The organism is Sphingomonas sp. Leaf21 (genome assembly GCF_916858675.1).
Classification (GTDB): domain Bacteria; phylum Pseudomonadota; class Alphaproteobacteria; order Sphingomonadales; family Sphingomonadaceae; genus Sphingomonas.
The window spans coordinates 75,569-97,162 of sequence record NZ_CAKASM010000007.1 but is presented as its reverse complement, the minus strand read 5'-3'; the positions used below and the strand labels follow the sequence as shown (position 1 = coordinate 97,162).

General features: G+C 66.6%; 16 protein-coding genes. 5 read left to right on the top strand and 11 right to left on the bottom strand.

The features are described from left to right. Nucleotides 1–3: 3 nt before the first annotated feature. Complete coding sequence (locus LRP66_RS08510) at nucleotides 4–1,041, bottom strand: cell wall hydrolase (protein ID WP_230482064.1); 1,038 nt, start codon at nucleotides 1,039–1,041, stop codon at nucleotides 4–6. A gap of 248 nt (nucleotides 1,042–1,289) precedes the next feature. On the opposite strand from LRP66_RS08510, the gene LRP66_RS08505 reads away from it, so the two are divergent. Next, nucleotides 1,290–2,690 carry an O-antigen ligase family protein gene (locus LRP66_RS08505; RefSeq protein WP_230482063.1) on the top strand — a complete coding sequence of 467 codons (1,401 nt, stop codon included), beginning with the start codon at nucleotides 1,290–1,292 and terminating at the stop codon, nucleotides 2,688–2,690. Here LRP66_RS08505 and LRP66_RS08500 read toward each other — a convergent pair. From LRP66_RS08500 to LRP66_RS08480, 5 genes are all read right to left on the bottom strand, one after another. Then, nucleotides 2,595–3,221, bottom strand: coding sequence for a hypothetical protein (locus LRP66_RS08500; RefSeq protein ID WP_230482062.1), 627 nt, complete (start codon nucleotides 3,219–3,221; stop codon nucleotides 2,595–2,597). The genes LRP66_RS08505 and LRP66_RS08500 overlap by 96 nt on opposite strands. 2 nt (nucleotides 3,222–3,223) lie before the next feature. Beyond that, nucleotides 3,224–5,368, bottom strand: a complete 2,145-nt coding sequence (locus LRP66_RS08495; RefSeq protein WP_230482061.1) for a GumC family protein — start codon at nucleotides 5,366–5,368, stop codon at nucleotides 3,224–3,226. A gap of 32 nt (nucleotides 5,369–5,400) precedes the next feature. Beyond that, nucleotides 5,401–6,669: an outer membrane beta-barrel protein gene (locus LRP66_RS08490; protein ID WP_230482060.1), complete on the bottom strand. Its 1,269-nt coding sequence runs from the start codon at nucleotides 6,667–6,669 to the stop codon at nucleotides 5,401–5,403. A 56-nt stretch (nucleotides 6,670–6,725) separates the two neighbouring features. Then, nucleotides 6,726–7,148, bottom strand: coding sequence for a hypothetical protein (locus LRP66_RS08485; protein ID WP_230482059.1), 423 nt, complete (start codon nucleotides 7,146–7,148; stop codon nucleotides 6,726–6,728). Nucleotides 7,149–7,326: 178 nt separating this feature from the next. Then, nucleotides 7,327–7,995, bottom strand: coding sequence for a polysaccharide biosynthesis/export family protein (locus LRP66_RS08480; protein WP_230482058.1), 669 nt, complete (start codon nucleotides 7,993–7,995; stop codon nucleotides 7,327–7,329). A 230-nt stretch (nucleotides 7,996–8,225) separates the two neighbouring features. Here LRP66_RS08480 and LRP66_RS08475 point away from each other — a divergent pair, with 230 nt between their 5' ends. Then, a complete protein-coding gene (locus LRP66_RS08475; protein WP_230482112.1) occupies nucleotides 8,226–8,861 on the top strand; it encodes a transglutaminase-like cysteine peptidase in 636 nt (211 codons plus the stop codon). 56 nt (nucleotides 8,862–8,917) lie between these two features. Here the strand turns inward: LRP66_RS08475 and LRP66_RS08470 are convergent, their stop codons facing one another. Further along, nucleotides 8,918–9,673 carry a metallophosphoesterase family protein gene (locus LRP66_RS08470; protein WP_230482057.1) on the bottom strand — a complete coding sequence of 252 codons (756 nt, stop codon included), beginning with the start codon at nucleotides 9,671–9,673 and terminating at the stop codon, nucleotides 8,918–8,920. Nucleotides 9,674–9,944: 271 nt separating this feature from the next. Here LRP66_RS08470 and LRP66_RS08465 point away from each other — a divergent pair, with 271 nt between their 5' ends. Together LRP66_RS08465 and LRP66_RS08460 are read left to right on the top strand one after the other, a co-directional pair. After that, a complete protein-coding gene (locus tag LRP66_RS08465) occupies nucleotides 9,945–11,786 on the top strand; it encodes a hypothetical protein (protein ID WP_230482056.1) in 1,842 nt (613 codons plus the stop codon). A gap of 676 nt (nucleotides 11,787–12,462) precedes the next feature. Further along, a complete protein-coding gene (locus LRP66_RS08460; RefSeq protein ID WP_230482055.1) occupies nucleotides 12,463–13,956 on the top strand; it encodes a sensor domain-containing diguanylate cyclase in 1,494 nt (497 codons plus the stop codon). A gap of 19 nt (nucleotides 13,957–13,975) precedes the next feature. On the opposite strand, the gene LRP66_RS08455 is transcribed toward LRP66_RS08460, so the two are convergent. The 4 genes from LRP66_RS08455 to LRP66_RS08440 all read right to left on the bottom strand — a co-directional run bounded on the left by LRP66_RS08455 (nucleotide 13,976) and on the right by LRP66_RS08440 (nucleotide 20,782). Further along, a complete protein-coding gene (locus LRP66_RS08455) occupies nucleotides 13,976–14,950 on the bottom strand; it encodes a glycosyltransferase (protein WP_230482111.1) in 975 nt (324 codons plus the stop codon). 186 nt (nucleotides 14,951–15,136) lie between these two features. Beyond that, nucleotides 15,137–15,997: a M16 family metallopeptidase gene (locus LRP66_RS08450; protein ID WP_230482110.1), complete on the bottom strand. Its 861-nt coding sequence runs from the start codon at nucleotides 15,995–15,997 to the stop codon at nucleotides 15,137–15,139. 161 nt (nucleotides 15,998–16,158) lie between these two features. Further along, nucleotides 16,159–17,958 carry a M16 family metallopeptidase gene (locus LRP66_RS08445; protein ID WP_230482054.1) on the bottom strand — a complete coding sequence of 600 codons (1,800 nt, stop codon included), beginning with the start codon at nucleotides 17,956–17,958 and terminating at the stop codon, nucleotides 16,159–16,161. Nucleotides 17,959–18,049: 91 nt separating this feature from the next. Further along, a complete protein-coding gene (locus LRP66_RS08440; RefSeq protein ID WP_329959251.1) occupies nucleotides 18,050–20,782 on the bottom strand; it encodes a TonB-dependent receptor domain-containing protein in 2,733 nt (910 codons plus the stop codon). Between the two features lie 163 nt (nucleotides 20,783–20,945). On the opposite strand from LRP66_RS08440, the gene LRP66_RS08430 reads away from it, so the two are divergent. Continuing rightward, nucleotides 20,946–21,572: a hypothetical protein gene (locus tag LRP66_RS08430; RefSeq protein ID WP_230482053.1), complete on the top strand. Its 627-nt coding sequence runs from the start codon at nucleotides 20,946–20,948 to the stop codon at nucleotides 21,570–21,572. Nucleotides 21,573–21,594 lie beyond the last annotated feature (22 nt).

The following is a 21,594-nucleotide window of genomic DNA, read 5'->3' as shown; positions in this document are numbered from 1 at the left end:
CGGTCACTGCTGCGCCATGGGCAGGCGCGGCCGGTTGTTGTTGCGGCGGCTGGGGAAATAGCCTTCCGGCGTGGGCGAGGGGGCGGGCGCGGGAGTGACGCCCTGCGGCGTGCGCGCGGTCGTGGTGACGGGACCGGTCGGCGACAGCGTCGCGGCGGTGGGCGGGGCGGCCGTGGTGGTAGCCCCCGTCGGAGGCGCGGACATGCGCAGGCCGGCGTCCGGCGCGGTTGCCGGGGGCATGGTCAGCCCGCCCGCCGCGGTGGCGGCCGCGGGAACCGGCGCGTCGCCGGTCAGCAGCGGCAGGGTCGGATCGACCGGAAGGGCCGCGGCCGCGCTGCGGAACGCCTCGTAATCATAGAAGCGGCCGGGCAGGCGGTAGAAGATGTGATGCCCCACCACCCCCAGCTTGAGCAGCTCCGGCGCCCATTTCGGAAAGACGTAGAGCGTATGGTAATGCGTCGCCTGCCCCGCCGCGACCGAGACCCAGCCGTCGAGCGCGGCATTGGCGACGCCCATCGCGATCTTGTAGCGCGCCGGATTGGGCGCGCGCGCCAGCGAACCGTCGCAGGTGAAGCTGAACTGGCATCCGGTCGGACGCTCCGACCCCTGATAGACGACCTCGCAGACCGTCTTGGGGAAACGAGGGTGGCGGAGCCGGTTCAGCACCACCTGCGCGACCGCGCGCTGGCCCGCCAGCGGCTCGCCATTCGCCTCGTAATAGACGGCGTTGGCGAGGCACGTCGCCGACTTCTCGCGATCCGCGCCCAGCCAGCTCCCGACGAAGGGCGGCGCGATCGGGTTGGCGACGCGGCTGAGCGGCAGCGCCATGTTGCGCGCCAGCGCGTCCTGCGGCGAGAGTTCGAGCACCGCGCTCGGCACCAGCGTGTCGAGCGGGATATCGTCCGCCTGCTCCGCTTGCGCGTCCGGTGTCTGGGCGTGGGGGCGGATCACCGAGGCGAAGGGGATGGCGTCGAAGAAGTCGCTGTCGTCGTCCATGGTGAACAGCGCCACGACCAGGCCGATCACGACGACCAACGCCACCAGTCCCCCTATCGTCGATCTGCGGGATTGGGAAAGCGGCAAGAGCGGTCCTCGAAATGGCTGGGCGGCCCCGCCGATGGTCGATGACCGGCCGGCGGAGACTTGGGCGGAAGGGCGGACGGGTCTGGCGGCGGGCATCCTATGTTTCCACAGGATTTGCAAGTTGATGCCGGGGTGGACCCAACAGGGCGACTGTCCCATGACGGTGCGCTTGACGGACGGGTCGACGGACCGCAAGCCATGATGCCATGGCCCAGATCCCCCATCGATCCGCCGATCCGGAGAGCGATCGCGCCCCATCCCAAGCGGGGCGCGGGCGGCGTATGCCGGAATGGGCGCCCCCGCTGCTCGCGCTGCTGATCTTCGCGCAGATCGGCTGGGGCGGCGCCAATCAGGGAGTATCGAGCGCGCTGGCCGCCTGTGCCGACGCGCTGCTCGCGATCGTGGTGATCGGCACCAGCCCCGCCGCGTCGCGCTTCTGGCATCAGGCGCGGGTGCCGGTGGGCTGGTTCGTGGCCGCCCTGGTCTGGGGTGCGCTGCCGATCCTGTTGCCCGACGGGCTGGCGCGTGCGCTCGACATACCGGTCAATCCGGCGGCCGACATGGCGGTGCTGGCGCTGGCCAAGGCGCTGGGTACGACCCTGCTGCTGATCACCGCCGCTCTGCTCGCCTATAGCGGCGGGAGCGCGGCGGTCATCACACGGTGGCTGGCGTTCGCGGCGCTGCTGCTGCTCCTCTATGCCGCGGCGGATGCGGTGGACTGGCTGTACGACAGCGCGCGCAACGCGCGCTATGGCGGGACGATCGGCAATCCCAATGCGGCGGGGATCACCTTCGCGGTGATCGCGCTGCTGACCGGCGGGCTGACCCTGGCGCCGCCCGGCGCGGAGTCGTTCGCGATGCGGCTGGTCGGCATGGCGGGCGCGGCGGCCGCGCTGATCCTGGGGGCGATGACCGGCAGCCGCAGCGCGATGCTGCTTGCGCTGATCCTCGGCGGCATGATGCTGTTCCGCCGTCTTCGCCGCTGGCAGGACGGGCGGCCGTCGCTGCGTCGGCTGGTTCCCGGCGTCGTGGTGCTGGTCGCGGTCGCGGCGACGATCGCGTTCCTGACGCCGGTCGGCGACCGATCGGCCTATCTGCCCGAGGATGCGGGATCGCGCTGGGCGGTGATCGTCCACTTCGCGGCGATCGCGTCGCAGCAGCCGCTATGGGGCCATGGGCTGGGCAGCTTCTTCGACGTGAACCAGCATACGCTCAACCCCGATACCGCGCCGCTCTACTGGAATTTCGGCGCGGCGCATAACGCGCCCGTTCAAGTGGCGCTGGAGACGGGCTGGGTCGGGCTCGCGCTGTTGCTCGCGGGGTTCGCGGCGCTTCTATGGCGGATCGCGCGGGCGCGGCGGGACTGGTGGGCGGTGCCCGCCCTGTGCGGGGCCGGGGCGATCGCGGGGAGCGCGATGGTCGATATCGCGCTCAACGTGCCCGCGGTCGCGGGGCTCTTCGCGGTGCTGCTCGGCAGCGTGTGGGGCGCGGCGATGGCGCCCGGCGCGATGTCAATGACGCGGCGTATCAAGCCGAAGCGCAAAGCGCACCGACATCGGCGATCCGCCCATGATGTCGATCAGCCGGTCGTGGAAACGGCCGTCTAGCCCCGCCAGCCAGACGGCTTCCTCGACCGCCGCATCCTGCGTGCCGCGCGGCAGCGAGGACCAGTAGCGCGCGGCGAAGGCGGCGCGCCAGAAGCCCTCGGCGGTCAGGAAGGGCGCGGCGGCATAGCTGGCGGCGAAGGCGCGCAGCGCGGCGGGCGTCGGTGCGCCCGAACGCGGAAGCGCGAGCTGGCTGGCCAGGATCAGCGTTGCGGCAGCTTGTGGACGGCCACGCGCGGCAACCTGAAGCAGATCCCGCGCCTCCTCGCGCGCCGCCAGTGCCGTCCGGGGGGAGGGGGCCTGCGCCGCCTGGTGCAGCCAGAGCGAGGCGAGGCCGAGCGCGGCGCGCGGGGGTATGGCGTCCTGCGGCCAGTCGCTCGCCTCGGCCAGCAGCGCGTCGCGGGCGGCGGGGTCGGTGCCGTCGACACCCGCGACCGCCGCGACCCGCATCTCATCCCGCGCCGACCACGCCCCCAGCATCAGCGTCAGCGCCGACGCCCCCAGCCAGAGGTAGCGGATCGGCGACGCGCCCACGCTTATTCGTTGTAATAGGACGAGTAGCGCGCCGAGTAATACAGGCCGCCCATCGCCTCGGACCGGTGATCGACCATGGTCAGCACCGCGCCCATCACCTCGCCATGGCCCTGCTCGAGCCCGGCAAGCGCCGCGTCGACTGCGGCCATCGGCGTGGTGTTCCACTTGATCATCAGCAGCGCGGCATCGGCCAGCCCGACCAGCGTCCGCGAGTCGGCGATGCCGAGCAGCGGAGGCGTGTCGAGGATGACATAGTCATACTGCGCACGCGCGGTCGCGAGCATCGCGTCCATCCGGCCACCGCCGAACAGGTCGAGCGGGGTGAACAGCGAACCCTGGACGAGCAGCAGGTCGAGGCCGTCGACCTCGTCGGCGATCACCGCCTGCTGCATCGAGGCGCGACCCTCGAGCACGTCGGCGAGGCCGGTATCGACCGTGCGGCCCAGCGCCCGCATCACGCCCGCGCGACGCACGTCGCAGTCGATCAGCAGCACGCGGTCGCCGCTCATCGCCATCACCCGCGCCAGCGACAATGCGCTGGTCGTCTTGCCTTCGCCCGGCAGAGTCGAGGCGAGCGCGATGACCTTGGTCGGCCGGGTCTGGTTGCGCATCGCGATGAAGGCGCGGACCGCCCGGTAAGCCTCGGCATAGATGGTCATCGGCTTGCTGGCGAGCATCTTGGCTGGATTGACGCTGCGCCGTCCGAACGGCCGCCACGGCGTCTTGACGCGCGGGACCGAGGCGATGAACGACAGGTCGAGCAGCGTCTCGATATCCTCGGGCTTGCGGATCGACGAGCTAAGCCCCTCGAGCAGCAGCACCGCGCCCAGACCGAAGACCAGACCGATCAGCAGGCCCGCCGCGGCGAATGCCTTGACGCGCGGGAAGGTCGGCTTGGTCGGGATGGTCGCGTTCTCGACGATATTGGCCTGCGGCGTCGACAGGCGCTGCGCCTGCGACGACTGCTGCGCTGCCTGGGCGAGGCGGGTATAGGCGGTGCGTTTGGCCTCGGCATCACGCTCGAGGCTGCCCGCCATCACCGAGGCCTGGTCGTCGCGCGCGACGCCCCGCTGCAACACGTCGAGACGGCTGCGCAGGCTGTTGGCGCGCGCCTCGGCCGACAGCGCCTGGCTGCGAAGGCCGCCGACGACGCGCTGCGCCTCCTGCTTGATCTGCTGATCGAGCGATTCGATCTGCTCGGCGACCTGGATCGACAGCGGATAGCGCGGGCCGTAGCGCGAGCTGAGCTCGGCACGGCGCTTTTCCGCTTCGGTGCGCTGGCGACGGAGATCGGCGATGACGCCCGACGACAGCACCGCCGAGATCGCGTCGGTGCCGCCCGAGGCGTTCTGCCGTTCGGCGACCGACAGCGCCGAGCGCGCCGCAGCGGCCTCCGACTCGGCGGTCGCGAGCTGCATCGACAGCGGTGCGATCTGCTGGTCGGTGATGGTGCCGCCCTGGCCGCTCTGGCTGATGCCGCTGCGCGCGCGATAGGAGGCGAGGCGCGCGTCGGCGGCCTGCACCTCGGCGCCCAGCTCGCGCAGGCGGTTCTGGATCGAGCTCGACTGGCGCGCGGCGGTGCCCATCAGATTGTCGGCGGTGCCCGCGACATAGGTCGCCGCATAGGTGTTGGCGATCCGTGCCGCCTTGGTCCCGTCGATCGAACGAATGCCGATCACGACCAGATAGCTCTTGTCGTCGCGGCTGATCTTCAGGTGATCGAGCACGCCGCTCGTCGCCCGCTCGATCGCGGTCCCGGCGGGGCCCTTGCCAGCGAATTCGGGGTCCTTCTGAAGCCCCAGCTCGGTCACGACCTTGCGCGCGGTCCCGCGCGAGCCGATCACCTGCACCTCGGTATTGACCGCGGTCTGGTCCGCCGGCTGCTCGTTGGTGTTGCCGAAGTCGAGCGGCGAGGACTCGTTGGGGGTGATCCGGACCTTGGCGAAGGCGTCGTATTTCGGGGTCAGCATCAGCGACCCGATCAGCGCCAGGGCAAAGACGATCAGCGCGGTCGCGACGACCACGATCCATCGACGGCGAATGGCATCGCCGACCGAACGGAGCGTGATGGTGCGACGGCCGACGTGCCGCGACTGGTCAAAACGGCTGGTCTCGTCAGGCGCGGCCTGCGGGGGCATCATATTCATTCGGTCGCGATTTCCCTCGGGGAACGACAGCGTTACCGCTGTATAACGATTGATAGCATCGCACGGGTTTCGTCGAAAGCCCGTAACCCGACATTGCCGCTGGCCGACCGATTATCCCGTCCGACGACCACGCCGAGTCCGAGATTGCGGTTCAGCAGATAGCGGCCGCCAGCGCTGTAGCGGAAGATCTTGGACTTGCCGTCGCTGCCGACGAAGTCGTCCTGCTCATAACCGACCTGCGCGTTGAGCAGCAGGTTGCGGAGGAGTTCGTGGTCGACGCGCACCGCCGCGGCGGTCGCGAAGAAGCCGCTCGTCGTACCGAAGGCGCTGTCCTGCACGGTGCGGCGGACGTTCAGGCCGACGGTGGTGAGCTGGGTCGGGAAATACTCGATCCGCGCCTCGGCCGCGATGCCCGAAATATCCCGGTACAGCGGCGAGTTGTAGCGGCGGTCGACATAGCCGACACCGATTCCGCCCCGGATCAGCGCCGACAGGTCGAAGCTCGCCCCGCCGATCACGTTGAATTCCTTGGAGTCGCGATTGGCCACGCCCGGCGACAACTGACGCTTGTAGCTGGTGTCGGTATAGCCGCCCTGGACGAACAGCGAGGTGTCGGGCGACACGCCATATTCGGCGCGGCCGGTCAGCCGGAACAGCGTCTGGTCGCGGCCCGCCTGGCTGATCGTCGCGCCCGAGAAGGAGCGGATGTCGGAGAAGTTGAACTCGTCGACGGTCGCGGCGAGCTGGCCCCGGATCCGGCCACCGGCATAGGTGGTGCCGAAGCTCGCAGTGCTGTGCTGGAACTGCACCGAGTCGGCCGCGTCCTGCGGCGCGGCGCCCGAGAAGCGCGGCTCGGTCGCACGCGCGGTGCGCAGCAGCGTGTTGAAGCTCAGCGCGCGCGTGACGTCGAGCCGTCCGCTGGCGTCGAGATTATAGTTGGTCTCGTTGCGCGGCGTCTCGCTGGCATAGCGACGAAGCTGCGCCCCGGCGTTGAAGTTCAGCTCGTTGGTCGACCAGTTGCTGTTGGCCGACACAGACGGCGCGACCAGCGCGTATACGTCGCTCTGCTTGTTGTCCTGAACCTGATAGGCGTTGTCGGTGAAGCCCCCGCCCAGCTCCAGCTTGGGATAGACCAGGAACGATCCGGCGCGGATGCCCTGCGCCTGATATTCCGGACGATCGCGCTGCAGCACGCTGGTATTCTTGCCGCGATCGAAATCGAGCGGAAGATTGGGCAGGACCAGATTGTCGCCGACCGACTGGGCCTGCACGGTTCCGGCCGCCAGGGGCATGGTGAGCATGCCCGCCAGGGCAAGAAGTGGCCGCCGCATCGAATACCCTATCATGAACGCCAAAATCAGAACGACGAATAGTTGGAGGAGCCACCGCCGACACCGATCGCCGGACCCTGCGACAGGACGCCGCCCGGACCGCCGATCGCGGCGGTGCCGCGCGGATCGCAGCGCTTGGCGTTGGCCAGCACGTCCTGCAACGCCATCACCACCGGCTTGCTGAAGCGCGGCGCGCGCAGCGTCTCGCTCAGCGCCGCGATGACGACGGGGCAGCTCTCCTGGCTCTGGTCGACGGTATAGGCGATCTGCGCCTGCGCCTGGTCGCGCCCGACATTGGCGGGCACGCCCGCGATGGTGCGGAGCAGTTCGCCGTACAATGCGACCACATTGGGATCGTTGGGCGATAGCGGCGCGACCGGAAGCTGTGCGCTGCCGCTCACGCCCGCCGTTGCCACCAATGCCGCTATGCCGATGGAAAGCAGTCGCATATCCAATTCCCCATTTGTTAAAACCTGTGTCACACAACAGGCCGCCCCACAATCACGCGGATTCGCGCCGCATGTCGGGGACGTCCAATTTCAAGACAATCAGGAAACGCGCCGCGATGCCGGGATATCCCGTGCGGGGGCGTCGGCGGGGTGGTGCGTGGTCGGGGCTCGTTCGCCCTTAGAACAGGCGCTCGCGGATGCGGATCGTGTCGCCCGGGCGGACGCGCAGGTCGGGGGTCAGCGAGACCTTTTCCTCTTCGGCCTCACCGGCGTGCTTGATGATCACCGTCTTCTTGCTGGCGCGGTAGGTGAAGCCCTCAGCGGTGGCGACCGCGTTGAGCACGGTCAGGCCCGAGGAATAGGGATATTCGCCCGGCTTGTTGACCTCGCCCAGAATATAGAAGGGGCGGAAGGTCAGCACGTCGATGCTGACGCGAGGCTCCTTCAGATAGCCGTCGGCCAGCTTGCGCTGGATATTGCCCGCCAGCGCGGTGGTGGTCACGCCCGCCGCCTGAACGTCACCGATCAGCGGCAGCGACAGCTTGCCATTGGCGTTGACGAAGAATTCGCCCGACAGCGAGGGTTCGTCGAAGATCAGGATACGGACCTTGTCCGCCGCGCCGAGGCGATAGTCGTCGGTCGAGGCGGTGACGCCCGCCGGGCCCGCCTGAGCCGAGGATGTCGCCGAACCCGTCGCCTGGCCACCGGCCTGGGCCGTGGTGGTCGTGGTCGCGGTCGCGGTCGCGGCGGGGGCGCCGGTGGTCGCCTGTCCCCCGATGGGGGCGGCAATGGCGGGAATGCCACCGGCAAAAGCGATCGCCGCGGCCAAGGTCATCAGAATCTTCATGCGTCGCTTATCCCACCCATGACCTGAACTCAGACTTAGCGAGCGGCGGGCGATGCCCATTTTGCCTGCTGAGCCTGTCCGAGGCGGTCGAACCTCGGCGCTGGAGGCGCAAAAAATAGTGTACAATGTCATCGCTGTCACCTGTTCGACGTGCGCGATTCGGGGCCGACTGTCCTTCGGTGAGACGAAAGGGGTTTGGTAACCTTTGCGCGTTTAGGTTCGCGCTCGTGATGACCAGCCCTGCCGCACCGCCCGCGCGCTCCGGCGCGAAGCGCCTCTCCGTCCGGACGGGGGCCCTGCTGGCGCTGCTCGTCGGGTTGTTCGCGCTGCCCGGCGCGGCGATGGCGGGCTATCACCCGCAGGACATGTTCGTCGCCTTCACCAGCCAGATCACGCCGCCCCGTGGCTATACCAGCATGTGCGCCGCGCAGCCCGACCTCTGCGTTGCCGACCCCGCGCCGGGCAAGGCGGATCTCTCCAACGACCTGCGTCTGCTCGACCGCGTCAACCGCTCGGTCAACCATGTCGTCCGGCAGCGCGAGGACCGGCGGACCTATGGCCGCGACGATGTATGGACCCCCTCGGGCGCGCGCATGGGCGCGACCGGCGATTGCGAGGACATCGCGCTCCAGAAGCGGATCGAGCTGGTCCAGGCGGGCTACCCCGCCGACCGGCTGTTCCTGGCGGTCGGCTATGGCCGTCGCATCGGGCTCCACGTGGTGCTGATGGCGCGGACCGACTCGGGCGACCTAGTGCTCGACAGTCGCGAGGCGGACATCCATGCATGGCGCGAGACGCCCTATCAGTGGATCGGCGCGCAATCGACGAGCGATCCCTCGCAATGGTACGGCATTCGTAGCGCCTGAATTTTAGCCCTTCTTCCCTCGCCGCTCGCAGAGGGGAGACGGAAGTAAGCGGGTCCCTAGCCCAGTTCCTCACCAATCTGCTGGTCGCGGTCGTCGGAGACCTGGATCAGCCATTGCAGATTGCCCTCCAGCCCCAGCGCCGTCAGGCAGCCATGTTCGTGCGCGCCGGTGTCGATCCCGATACGGTTGCCGCCCAGCCGGGGGCGACCCGGTTCGATCGTGTGGCCGTGGACGACGACCTTGCCATGGTTGCGCCCGCTCGACAGGAAGGGCTCGCGGATCCACAACAGGTCGTCGGGGTTCTGGCGCGAGAGCCGCACGCGCGGGCGGACGCCCGCATGGGCGAAGAAATAATCGCCCAGCGTCCAGCTATGCGGCAATGCGTCGAGCCAGTCGATGATCGCGGGATCGAGCGCGTCGCGCAGCCGCGCCAATATGTCGCCGGTATCGATCGCCGCGCCGTCGCCGAGCGCGACGCCCAGCCCCTCGAGCGTCGGCCGCCCGCCAAATCTGAGCCAGAAGGCGAGCGCCTCCTCGTCGCCGCGATAGACGTCGACCAGCGCGGCCTCGTGATTGCCCTTCAGGATCATCACGTCCGCCTCGGGCGCGTTGTACATCACCTTGAGCAGGGTCGCGGATTCGCGGCCACGATCGATGAAGTCGCCCAGGAACACCAGGGTGACCGCCGTCCCCCCGCGTGCCAGCGAATCCTGGCGGATCGCGTGGAGCAGCTCGACCAGCAGGTCGGCCTCGCCGTGGATATCGCCGATCGCATAGACGCGTCGCCCGGCGGGGAGGGTGGCGACCGGCATGGGGCGGCGTCGAAATACCATTGTTCGTCAACCCAACCGAAACGGACCCAACCGAGACAGGCCGGAACGTGCGCCTCATTCACACGCGCCGGAAAACTGCGAAGCGATACTGGACATTCGCGGCGTCGGGGGACGCGGGTTCCACAAGGAACGACCGCGGTCCTTTTTCCGCATTCTCGGCGCGGCTCCAACCACCAACGCGCGCCGCTGGCAACCGCTTTTTAACCAAGCACGACTAAACCGCTGACAATAGGTTCCAATTGGAATTGTCATGCGTAAATTCCAGACGATATTCGCGGCTATCGGTGTTTTGGCCCTTTCGGGCTGCGGGGGAGGCGATGGTGGCAGCACCACGCCACCCTATGCGGAGTCGGCCGCGGTGATCGTCACCCCTGCGCCGACTCCGACCCCCACGCCGACACCGACGCCCACCCCGGTGCCGACGACGCCCAACACGATGATCCTGGGCACGGCGACGGCGTTCGGCCAGCAGACCTGGGATTTCTCGATCCTGCAGACCGCCAAGACGCTGGGATCGCAGGCGGTTCGCGACGGTATCGCGTGGAGCCAGGTCGAGCAGACGGCGGGCGTCTATCAGTTCAGCTCGCCCAAGGTCAGCTGGATCGACACGGTGGTCAACAACGGCTTCCCGGTGACGCTGCTGTTCGACGATACCAACAAGCTCTATGACGGGGGCAACACGCCCTATACCGACGCCGGACGCGCGGCCTATGCCAAGTTCATCGTCGCGTCGCTCGATCGCTTCCCCAAGGTCAAGACGATCGAGATCGGCAACGAATATAATGCGGGCAACTTCGTTACCGGCCCGGTGCTCAACGACGGCTATGGCGCGCGCCAGAAATATTATTTCGCGACGCTGAAGGCGGTCTACACGGCGGTCAAGGCGAGCCATCCGGACGTGAAGGTGCTGGGCGGCGCGGGCATGGCGATCCCGGTCGGCTATTTCAAACCGCTCTTCGCGCTGGGCGCGCTCGACTATATGGATGGGCTGGTCGTCCACCCCTATACGACCGACCCGGAGCAGCTCGAAAAGCAACTGGGCGTGCTGCGCGCGGCGATGGGATCGAACGTCAAGCCGATCCACGTCACCGAATTCGCCAAGGAAGTCGACAGCATCCCCGACACCGCCGACTATCTGGTCAAGGCGATCGCCGCGATGTCCAGCGCCGGGGTGGCCGAGGCCGACTGGTACGCGCTTCGCCAGCAGGGCCGTCCGTCGAACATCTGGTACAAGAATGTCGCGCTCGCCTCGTTCAGTGGTGCGATCCTGCCACCGGGCCAGGGGTTCCAGGTCATGGCGACCCAGGTCCTGGCGCGCGGGGCCGGGCATCGCGTCGCGACCGATCCCTTCGTCTACGCCTATCAGTTCGGGCAGAGCGCGATGGTGATCTGGGGCGATCCCCGCACCCTGACGGTCAATGCCTCGGCGCGCTATTATAATTCGCAGGGGCAGCAGATCTCCAAGCCCGCGACGCTGGACGCCAAGTCGCCGCTGATCATCGTCAGCGACAGCGCGCTGACGCTGGGCGGCAACGTGACGCTGGGCGACAGCCTGCTCGTCGCGGACAGCTACGACCAGTTCGACTTCACCAATTCGCCCAATGGCAGCCCGACGAGCTTCGAGGGGCCGTGGAGCTACTTCGCCTATGGCGTGCGCTCGGGCAACACGACCATGGCCTATACCCAGGGCGGTGGAGAGGTTCAGAGCTCGGACTGGATGCCCTATATCGGCATCGACTGGCTGCGCCCGTTCAACATCAACGCCAATACGGTCGGCCCGGTCGACTATAACACCGGCGGGTCACCCGACGCGTACAAGGCGATCCTGCGCTACACCTCGCCCTATACCGGGCGGTTCGACCTGGTCTCGACCTGGGATGTGAATGCCAATTCGGCCGACGGCATCGACGTGACCATCCAGGTCAACAGCCAGACCGTCGCGTCCAACACCTTCACCGGGCATTGGGATGGGAATGTGAAGGGGATCAACCTGAAACAGGGCGACATCGTGTCGATCGTCGTCGGCCCCAACAAGAATGCCCAGGGCACGGACACGACCGCCTATCGGATCAAGCTCTACAAGGCGTCCTGATCCGCCGCGTTCGAACGCGGGAATACATATTCGGAACGGCGCGATTTTCCTCGAAATCGCGCCGTTTCTGTCATGAAATCGCGATCAGATCAGGGCGATGATCATTGCCCACAGCGCGGCCGCGAGCGGCAGGGCGAGCAGGATGCCATGGGCGCCGTAGGGGTGCCGATCGGCATTCGGGTAATGAAAGATGCGCATATCAACCTCTCCAGCATTTTTTATTGCTTGTATGGTTAATGTAGCGCGTTCCACGATACGTTAAAGACCCTTTAACTACTTTTTTAAGGTACGCGGCATCGGTACGGAAACGCGACTCGCGCTTCCGTTCTCGTCATCCGGCCGCGCGTGGCGGCCCCATGTAATGGCGATGCGTACCGGGCCGATCGGCCACGGGAGCACGCCTGCATCCTCACCTTTATGGCGATCATAATCGGCGCAGCCGTGCCGGTTTTCCATAGGCGAAATGCCGCTTCGTTTCTCGAAATGGGGCAGGGCCGCTTGCGGAATCGGTGGTGATATCGCCGTTACGGCACGCCGAGCCGTGTGCGAAGCAACCGCGATACCTTCCGATCACCACGCATTAAATCGATGTAATACAACCAATTATGCGACAAACGGTGAAGACGATCGTCATCATTGTTACCAAGCGTTAACCGTCGCAGGTCAAGATCGTCGGATGGATATCACCACCCCGATGGCCCGGGCCCGTGAAGCAGAGCGGCTGGAGAAGCTGGCGAGCTTCGCGCTCCTCGACACGCCGCACGAGCAGGAGTTCGACGCGATCGTGCTGCTGGCGCAGCGGCTGTTGGGCGTACCGATCGCCGTCGTGTCGCTGCTCGACGATCACCGGCAATGGTTCAAGGCGCGATGCGGGATCGACGCGACCGAGATGGGGCGCGGTGACGCGTTCTGCTCGCACGCCATCCATGTCGAGGACATGATGGTGGTCGAGGACACGTATCTCGACCCCCGATTCGCGACCAATCCGCTGGTAACCGGCGCGCCGCATATCCGATTCTACGCCGGCGTTCCGCTTCGTCCACCCGCGGCCGGATACTCGGAGGATCTGGCGGGGATCGGCACCTTGTGCGTGATCGATACCAAGCCGCGCCCCTTCGCCGAGTCGGATCGCGTGGTGCTGCGCCAATTGGCGGCGCTGGTCACATCGTTGATCAGCGCGCGTTCGAGCGCCGCCACGGCGCTACGGCTGTCGCAGGAATCGCGGCGCCACGCCGAGCTGCTCGAGCGGCAACAGGTTCAGCTGCGCCAGGCCGAGCGCATGGCCGAGATCGGCTCCTGGCGGCTGGAGCTTGACGATATGAGCCTCCACTGGTCGGATCAGGTCTATGCCATCTATGGCCTGCCGCCGGGTGAGATGCCCTCGATCGAACAGGGGCTGCGCTTCTATCCCGACGACCAGCAGGCGGAGATCAGGGAGCTGGTCGAGCGCGCCGCGAACACCGGCGAGTCGTTCGATTTCGAGAGCGACTTCCGGACCGCCGACGGTCGCCACCGCCGCGTCCGTTCGATGGGTGAGGCGCAGATGGTCGATGGCCGTCCGGTCGCGCTGATCGGCGTGTTCCAGGACATCACCGACCGCCATGTGCGCGAGCAGACGCTGCGGCAGAGCGCCGATACCGACGGGCTGACCGGGCTGCCCAACCGTGCCTGTTTCGAGGCGCGACTGGGCGAAGCCTTCGGCAAGGCGCGCAAGTCGCACAAGCCGCTATGCCTGTTGCTGATCGATCTGGACGGGTTCAAGGGCGTCAACGACACGTTCGGCCATGCGGCGGGGGACGAGGTGCTGCGCACCATGGCCGACCGGCTGGCGCGCGTGGCGGGGCCGCACGGCTTTGCGGCGCGGCTTGGCGGGGACGAGTTCGTCGTGCTCCTCACCCGTCCGCGCGACTGCGCGCGGATCGAGGAGATCATCCTGTCGCTGCTGCTGTCGCTGCGCCACGTCGTCGATCGTGGCGGGGAACGGCGCGGCGTATCGGCGACGGTGGGCGCGGCGTTCCTGGACGACAGCATCGCCTCCCCGGTCGACCTGACCCACCACGCGGACCTGGCGCTCTACGAAGCGAAGCGCGCGCAGCGGGGCACCGGGCGGATCCATGGCGAGGACCGGTCGATCAAGGCCGCCACCCCGCTTCGACTCGTGCGCTGCTGAAAATCCGGAGGGTATGGCATTATCGGGCGATGAGCGCGGCGATCGCATCCTGCATGAACAGTGCTCGGCCGCCGCGACCCCAGCCCGGGCGATAGGCCTGATGGCGATAGGCCGAAACCAGTCGCATCAATCGCGCAAGGCGCTTCGGGCGCGAAAAGGCGGCATGGCGCATGGCGTAAAAGGTCGCGAGTTCGGTCCAGCGCCTGGTCGCGGCGGCCAGGCCGGGTGCGGGATCGGGATCGCGGCGTTCGGCCAGCATGCGGGCGATGGACGCGGCGATGCGCTGACGATGGCTGATATAGGTCGGATATTTCCTGGTCGCCTTGGCGATTCGCTGGACCATCGTGCTGCGGGTTCGACCGAAGACGTTACCATCATGCTGCCGGTATAGCGCGAGCGGCGTATCGACATAGCAAAGGCTGCCGAACAGACCGGCGACCAGATAGAACCACCGGTCATGCGCCATGCGCTGATCATATTCGAGCAGATCGTTCGGTCGCGTGCCGGGATCGACCATCTCCAGCAATCGCCGGTCGATCGTGCATGTGAAGCCCAGGAAGACGCCCCAGGGGTTGAACGTATCGCCCGAAAGCAACGGATGACGCGAGTGGTTGATCGTCATGCCGACCCGTTCGCCGCGTTGATCGATGAGATCGACGGGGTGGGTGCACATCAGCGCCCCGGTCCGCTCGAGCTCTACGATCGAGCGTTCGATCTTGTGCGGATGCCAGACGTCATCCTGGTCGCTGAAGGCGATATAGCGACCGCGACACAGCCGAGCGGCCTTCATGAAGTTTTCGGAGAATCGCAGGCGCTCGGCGTTGCGATAGACGCGGACCGGGAAAGGGGCCGTGCGGGCGAAATCCTCGACGATCTCCAGCGTCGAATCGGTCGACTGGTCGTCGCAGACGACGAGTTCGCTCGGCAGAAGCCTTTGCATGGCAATGGATCGTAGTTGCTCGCCGATATATCGCTCGCCATTATACGTGGCCATCGCCACGGATACCTCGTCCTGAATCATTCCCATCCCTCCCCCGAGCGAATGGGCGGTCTTACCTCTCACAGGCGGGAAAGTCGCGCAGTATTAACTATAAACTGTGTTTGTAATCAAACCCTTAGTGTCGCCCACTCCACCCCCATTCCTTGCCCTATAGAGGAAGGAACGGGGGCGGTCGGTCGATTACTGGCTCCCCAGCAGCTTCGTCGGCGTGATGACATCGACGGGCACACCGAGCCCTTCGAGCTGCGGGCGGATCAACTTGGCGTCGCCCGTCACCGCCCATACCCAGCGCGAAGGCTGGAGATGGCGGCGCAGCGCGGCCTGTGCGTCGGCGATGGTCAGCGCCTGGAGACGCTGGCTGTAACCGTCATAGAAATCGATCGGCCAGCCGTTGCGCTGAAGCCGCGATACCAGTCCTTGTATCTGCCCACCCATGCGGTAACTGGCCGTCGCCTGGCGCAGGATGTTGGCGACGCCTTCCTCGAATTCCTTGGGCGTGATCGGCTTGTCGGTCAGGATCGCGTTCAGTTCGCCCTGGATCTCGCGGATGGCCGGGCCGACCTTGTCGGGCTGTACCTGGGTCTCGACCTGATAGCTGGACCCGAGATCGTCGGCGTCGAAGCGCCCGCTGGCGCCGTAGCTCCAATGCTTGTCCTCGCGCAGGTTCATGTTGATCCGCGACAGGAAACCACCGCCGAGCGCGATATTGGCGATCTGCGGCGCGAGCGCCTCGTCCGTGGTCGGCAGATCGATCAGCTGGCCGCCCATGATGCTCGCCTGCACCTGACCCGGCATGTCGATCAGGACGATGCGCGGCGGGCCGGTCACGAGCGCGGGCCTGACCGCGAGCGAGGTCGGCACCGGCCCGCGATCCGCCGTGGTCCAGCGTCCGAGCGAGGCGTTGAGCCGGGGCATCAGGGTCGCGAGCGGCTCATCCGAGACGATGACCAGCCGGGCCTTTTCCGGACGGACCCAGCGGGTGAACGCCGTCTGGAGATCGGCACGGGTGATCGACTCCACGTCCGCCGCGGTCGGGACCATCGCGTTCTTCGCCAGCAAGGTGCCCGGCGCCTCGGCCGCGGTGAAGGCCTGGTTGAGCAGGGCGCCGGGGTTTTCCGGCGCGGAGGTCACGCGGGCCATTTCGGCGCGCCGAAGCTCCTCCAGCCGGTCCTGCGGGAAGTCGGTGCGGGTGAGCATCAGCATCACATTGGCCAGCGTCTTGTCCATACCGGCACTGGGTGTCGCGAGGTAGACCGAGGCCTCGGTACTGCGCGCGCCCCCCTGGATCTGTGCGCCGGTACGCTCCGACTGCTGCTTGAACCAGTGATCGTCATGGCCGCCCGCGCCTTCGTCGAGCATCTGGAACATCCAGCGGATCGCGCCGCGCTTGCCAGCGGGATCGTCGACCCCCCCGACATCGAATGCGAGCGTGGCCGAAGTGAACGGAATGGTGTCGTGGTGGACGTAGAGGACGGGGATACCGTTTGCGAGCTTCGCCTGCTGGATCGCCGGAAAGTGCATCGCGCCGGGCGCGGCGGGACGATCGCGGCCTTGGGCGCGTCGGGCGTCCCGGTCCCCGCGACGCTCTCGTCCCCCGGCGCGATCATGCGCGGACCGGGGCGCAGCGTCGCGCGGTAGCCGGGACGGTTCAGCCATTCGCGCGCCGTCGCCATCACCTGCGCTGGGGTCAGCGCCACATAGGCGTTCAGGTCGTCCTTATAATGACCCGGCGAGCCCAGGACGGTGTTCGCCTGCATCAGCAGCCCGCCGCGCGCCTCGACCAGTTCGTTGTTGCGGATCGCGGGAATGATCCGCGTCGCCTTCCACCGCTCGAGCGCTTCGGCGGACGGCGTGCTTGCCAGGAATGCGGCGATCGCCGCATCGAGCGCCCTGGCGGCGAGATCGGGATCGACGCCCTTGCGGACCGAGCCATACATGGTGAACTCGCCGACCCCGCGATAGGTCGCGTTGGTCGCGCCGAGATAGTTGAAGAGCTTCTCCTTGCGGACGAGCTGGTCGGTCAGCGGCGCGCTGTCGATGCCGGTCATCAGGCTGGATGCGGCGTCCAGGGCGAAATTGGCCGGATCGCTGGCACCCGGCACCGGCCAGGTGCGGGCGATGGCGGCGGTGGCGACCGGGCCGGTCAGCGACTGGATAATCGGCGCTTTCAGGACCGGCACCGGCGACACCGGCAAGGCGTTCTCGCGGCTGCGCGGGATGTCGCCGAAATACCGGATCGCCTTGGCCCTGGCGGTCGCCACGTCGATGTCGCCTGCCAGCAGCAAAGTCGCGTTGTTGGGCCCGTAATAGTCCTTGAACCACTGATGCACGTCGGCGAGCGATGCCGCGTTCAGGTCCTTCATCGACCCGATGATGCTGTGACCGTAAGGATGCGATGCGGGGTAGATGGCGGCGCGGCGGCTATAGCCGAGGATGCTGCCCGGATTGTTGTCGCCGTTGCGCTTCTCGTTCTGCACCACCCCGCGTTGCTCGTCGAGCACGGCCTGCGTGACGGCACCGAGCAGATGGCCCATCCGGTCGCTTTCCATGAACAGCACGCGGTCGAGGCTGCCGGTCGGCACCGCCTCGTAATAATTGGTGAAGTCGTAGCTGGTGCCGCCATTGATCCCGATCAGCCCGGCGTCGCGCAGATGCTCGAAATAATCGCCCGGCACATTCTCGCTGCCGTTGAACATGAGATGCTCGAACAGATGCGCGAAGCCGCTCCGCCCGGCGGGCTCGAAGGTCGAGCCGACATCGTAGGTGATGCTGGTATAGACCATCGGGACCCGGCGATCGGTGAGCACGATGACCTTGAGGCCATTGGGCAGGGTGAAGGTCTGGAACGGGATCACGAAGTCGTGGACCAGCCGGGCCAGTTCCGCCGCGTTGCTGCTCGCGGGCCCGTCGGCGGGAGGGGGCGGGGAAAGGTCTTTCGCGGTCGCCAGGCCGGGGGCCAGCGCCATGGCCGCACCGGCCAGCAGGAACATACGCAAAGTCATCGGCTTATCCTAGAACGACGGGGGGCGAACGTGCGTCCCGTCATGGCATGGGGGAAGTTCGGCGCGGGCATCCGCCCGCGCCGTCGATCGGTCAGAAGGACTTGCTGACGCCGAGATAGAAGCTGCGCAGTCGCGGATCGCCATACGCGCTGTAGTAAAGCGGCGACTGCGACGCATCGAGCGGCGGAAGCTTGTTGAAGAGGTTGTTGATCCCGAGACGGAGCGTCATCTTGAACGGGAATTTATAGGTCAGGTTGACGTCATGATACATCTGGCCTGCCACCTTGGCCGATCCCTGCTGAGGCACGACCGAGTGATCCGTCATCAGGAAATAGCCGCTCATATAGCGCGTCTGCCAGCCGAAGCTGATGGCGTCCTTGCTCCATTGCAGCGAGCCGCTGCCACGCCAGCGCAGCGAGCCCGATGCACCGAGCGCCGCGGCGAAATCGCGCGTGACGACACCGGCATAATCGACCGCGGGCGAGTCCCCGAAGGGCTGGATGGTCAGCGTGTCGGTATAGGTCGCCCGGCCCACCGCCGCGAGGTTTCCGCCGAACAGCATCGAATCATAGTTGAGGGTGAAGTCGAAAGCCTGCGTCGTCAGCGACTTGAGATTGACCAGCGACACGTCCAGCGAGGTGATCGGCCCGACCGCGAAGCCGTCGGATGCCGGTCCCCGGGTGACGCGATCCGGATATTCCTTGAGGAACTGGTCGAACTGCGCCTGGGTGCCCCCGAAGAAGGATGAGGTCAGGAAGGACGGGTCGAAATAAATGTCCTTCTTGTGAAGTCGCGTCCAGTCGACCGAGAAGCGCAGACCCTCGACGAAATGAGGCTCCAGGATCACCCCGGCGGTCCAGGTCTGTGAGACCTCGGGCTTCAGGTTCGGGTTGCCGCCGATGAAGCCGCTGACCATGCCGAGCCCGAGGCTCTGGTCCCCGATCAGCTCGCCGCCCCGGGCCGGGTCGCCCACGGTGACGATGATCGACGGACTGGGCTGCCGCACCAGCTGGTTCAGCTGGGGCGGCAGGTAACCGGTCGAGTAGGAGCCGCGCAACGTGACGCCGTTCGTCGGTTGCCAGCGCATGCTGATGCTGGGATCGGTGTGCGCATTGCGGCTGACCGCGCGCTCGATGACGGCGTCCTGCCCGGGGCAGCCAGCGAAATAGTCGTACTGGCCCGGGACATAGGGCTGATAGCAGGGATAGATATCGGCGCCGCTGCCCTTGAAGGCCTCGTGACGGGCCGATACGCGCAGTTCCAGCAGCTTGAAAAGCGGAAGCTGATGCTGGCCGCCGAGCAGCGGGAAGACGATCTCCGCATAGACGGACTTGGTCGTCTGAATCGCGGTCGGCGTATAGTTGGTCAGCGGGGTCAGGGGGTTGAGGATCGTCGCGAGGACCGACTCGATCCGCTGCGTGTTGATCTCGGTATTGACCGTCATCTGCGGTTTGCCGCCGGGCAAGGAGAAGGGCAGCGGACCGGCGATGCGCAGCGACGGGGCCAGGTTCGACGCCTGGCCGTTCTGGCGCCGGGAATAATAGGGCGTCGGATCATAGGGCAGGCTGAACGGGTTGGCCGACAGATCGCGCAGGCCATCGACGCTCCCCGCGCGAAGCAGCGCCGAGGCGGTGCCCGACGGCGCGGCGGGCGTGTTCTGCAACGCGTAGTTGGACCGGGAGTAGGACAGTTCGGCCACCGCCTGCCAGTTGCCGGGCAAACGGATGATCGCGCCACCCAGGGCTCGCAGCGTCGATGTCGAGCTCCTGATCGCGGCATCGTAGCGCGCGTCGCCCGGCAGCGTGACGTTGAGCGCGCTGGTGAACGGGTTGTTCGGCGCGTTGGCGGCCAGCGTGAACGTCTTGACCGTGTTCGAGAAAACGTTGACGCCCGAGCTGTGGGTGATCCCCACCTCGGTATAGGCGGTCAGCCAGCGGTTGAATTCGCGGCGCACGGCCAGCGATCCGCTATACTGGTCGAGGCCGTAGATCAGCGGCGCGCGTGCGCCCGACCCGTTGGCGGTGTTGGGCTGGTCGAGATTGTAGGTGCCGATCGTCGCGAGCAGCGGCGCCACCCCCGCCGCCTGCAACCCGCCATAGCCCGCCGGGATGGTGCCGTAGCTGCTCGACAGGGTTTGGCCGCCATAGGCACTTTTCAGCACCAGCGGACGCCCGTTGGTCGCCTTGAAATTGCTCATCGTGCCCTGCGGCGGGGCGACGAAGGTGCCGTAGAAGTCGCCGGGGCTGTTCGCCAGCAGCGCGGTCAGCCCGCGCTGGCGCAGATCCTCTCGGTCGCCGTAACGGAGCGGATCCGACTTGGTCCAGTTGCCCGTCACCGAGATGCGCGTCCGACCGCCCTCGATCGGCAGTCCTCCGGTCAGGTCGATCGTCGCGCGCCCCTGCGCGAAGTCGGTGGTGTTGTCGTAGTTGAGCGCCAGCTCGCCGCCCTTGAAGTCGCGGCGCAGCACGATGTTGATGACGCCGCCCGAGGCGCCGCTGCCATAGATGCCCGATGCCGAGGAGGCGAGAACCTCGATCCGCTCGACCGCCGCGATAGGGATGCCGGTGATCGATGGCTGGCCGATATCGCCGTTGCCGATATTGATACCGGGCTGGCGACGCCCGTCGATCAGGATCAGCGTGTCGCGCGAGCCGAGGCCGCGCAGGTTGATGTTGCTGATCCCGACGGGCCGATCCGCCGCGCCCAGGCCAGCGACGGTCTGGTCCCCGACGATCGGCGAGGTGTTGACGTTCAACTGGTTGCGTAAAAAGGCCTCGAGGTTCGGCGCGCCGCTCCGCTCGATCTCCTTGCGGCCCATCACGATGAAGGGCTGACTGTCGTTCTGGGTACGCTCGATGCCGGTGTTCAGCGTCCAGTTCAGCCGACCCGTGACCAGGATGGGGTCAGTTCCGGCTGAGGGCGAAATGACACCCTAAGCGGGATTGTCGAGTTTGGTGAAAGCCGACGTAGGGGGTAGCGTCGCGTTCATGAGCGACATTCACAGTAGGATCATCGCGGCTGCTGCAAAAGCCGAGCTGGCCCCGATCGGTTTTCAGCAGAAGGGCCGATCTCGCCTATGGTTCGCCGATCACGGTTCGTGGCTCAATGTGGTGGAGTTCACACCGAGCAGGTGGTCGAAAAGCGTATCCCTGATGAATGCGGCTCATTGGCTTTGGGTCGGCGCTGGCTTCATGAGCTTTAATGAGGCCGTCCCCTCCAAGTGTCATGCGGAGTTTGAAACAGAAGATCAGTTCAGGGGTGCCGCTTGCGAGATCGCCAGGACCGCTCGTGCCAATGCTGTGGCCATCAAGGAACGGTTCTCATCCTTTGGGACCATCGCCGACTTCGTTGTCGAACGCGCCCGCAGCAGTCCTGATCGGATGGGACCAAGCTGGTGGGGTTACGAAGCAGCCATCGCCTCAGGTCTAATCGGCGACTTCGAAGAAGCGAGCCGCTTTTTGAACGGCCTATCTGACGAGCGGGTCATTGGGCGTGCAGCACCTTTGTTGCCGCTCATAGCCCACCCCGACGCCTTCCGGAGCAAGGTGAATGAAGTCGTCGCACAAGAGCGTGCAAGGCTGAAGCTGACGCCTCTGAATCATCCGGCCTTCTGACGTCCACCCTTGGGCGACGGCC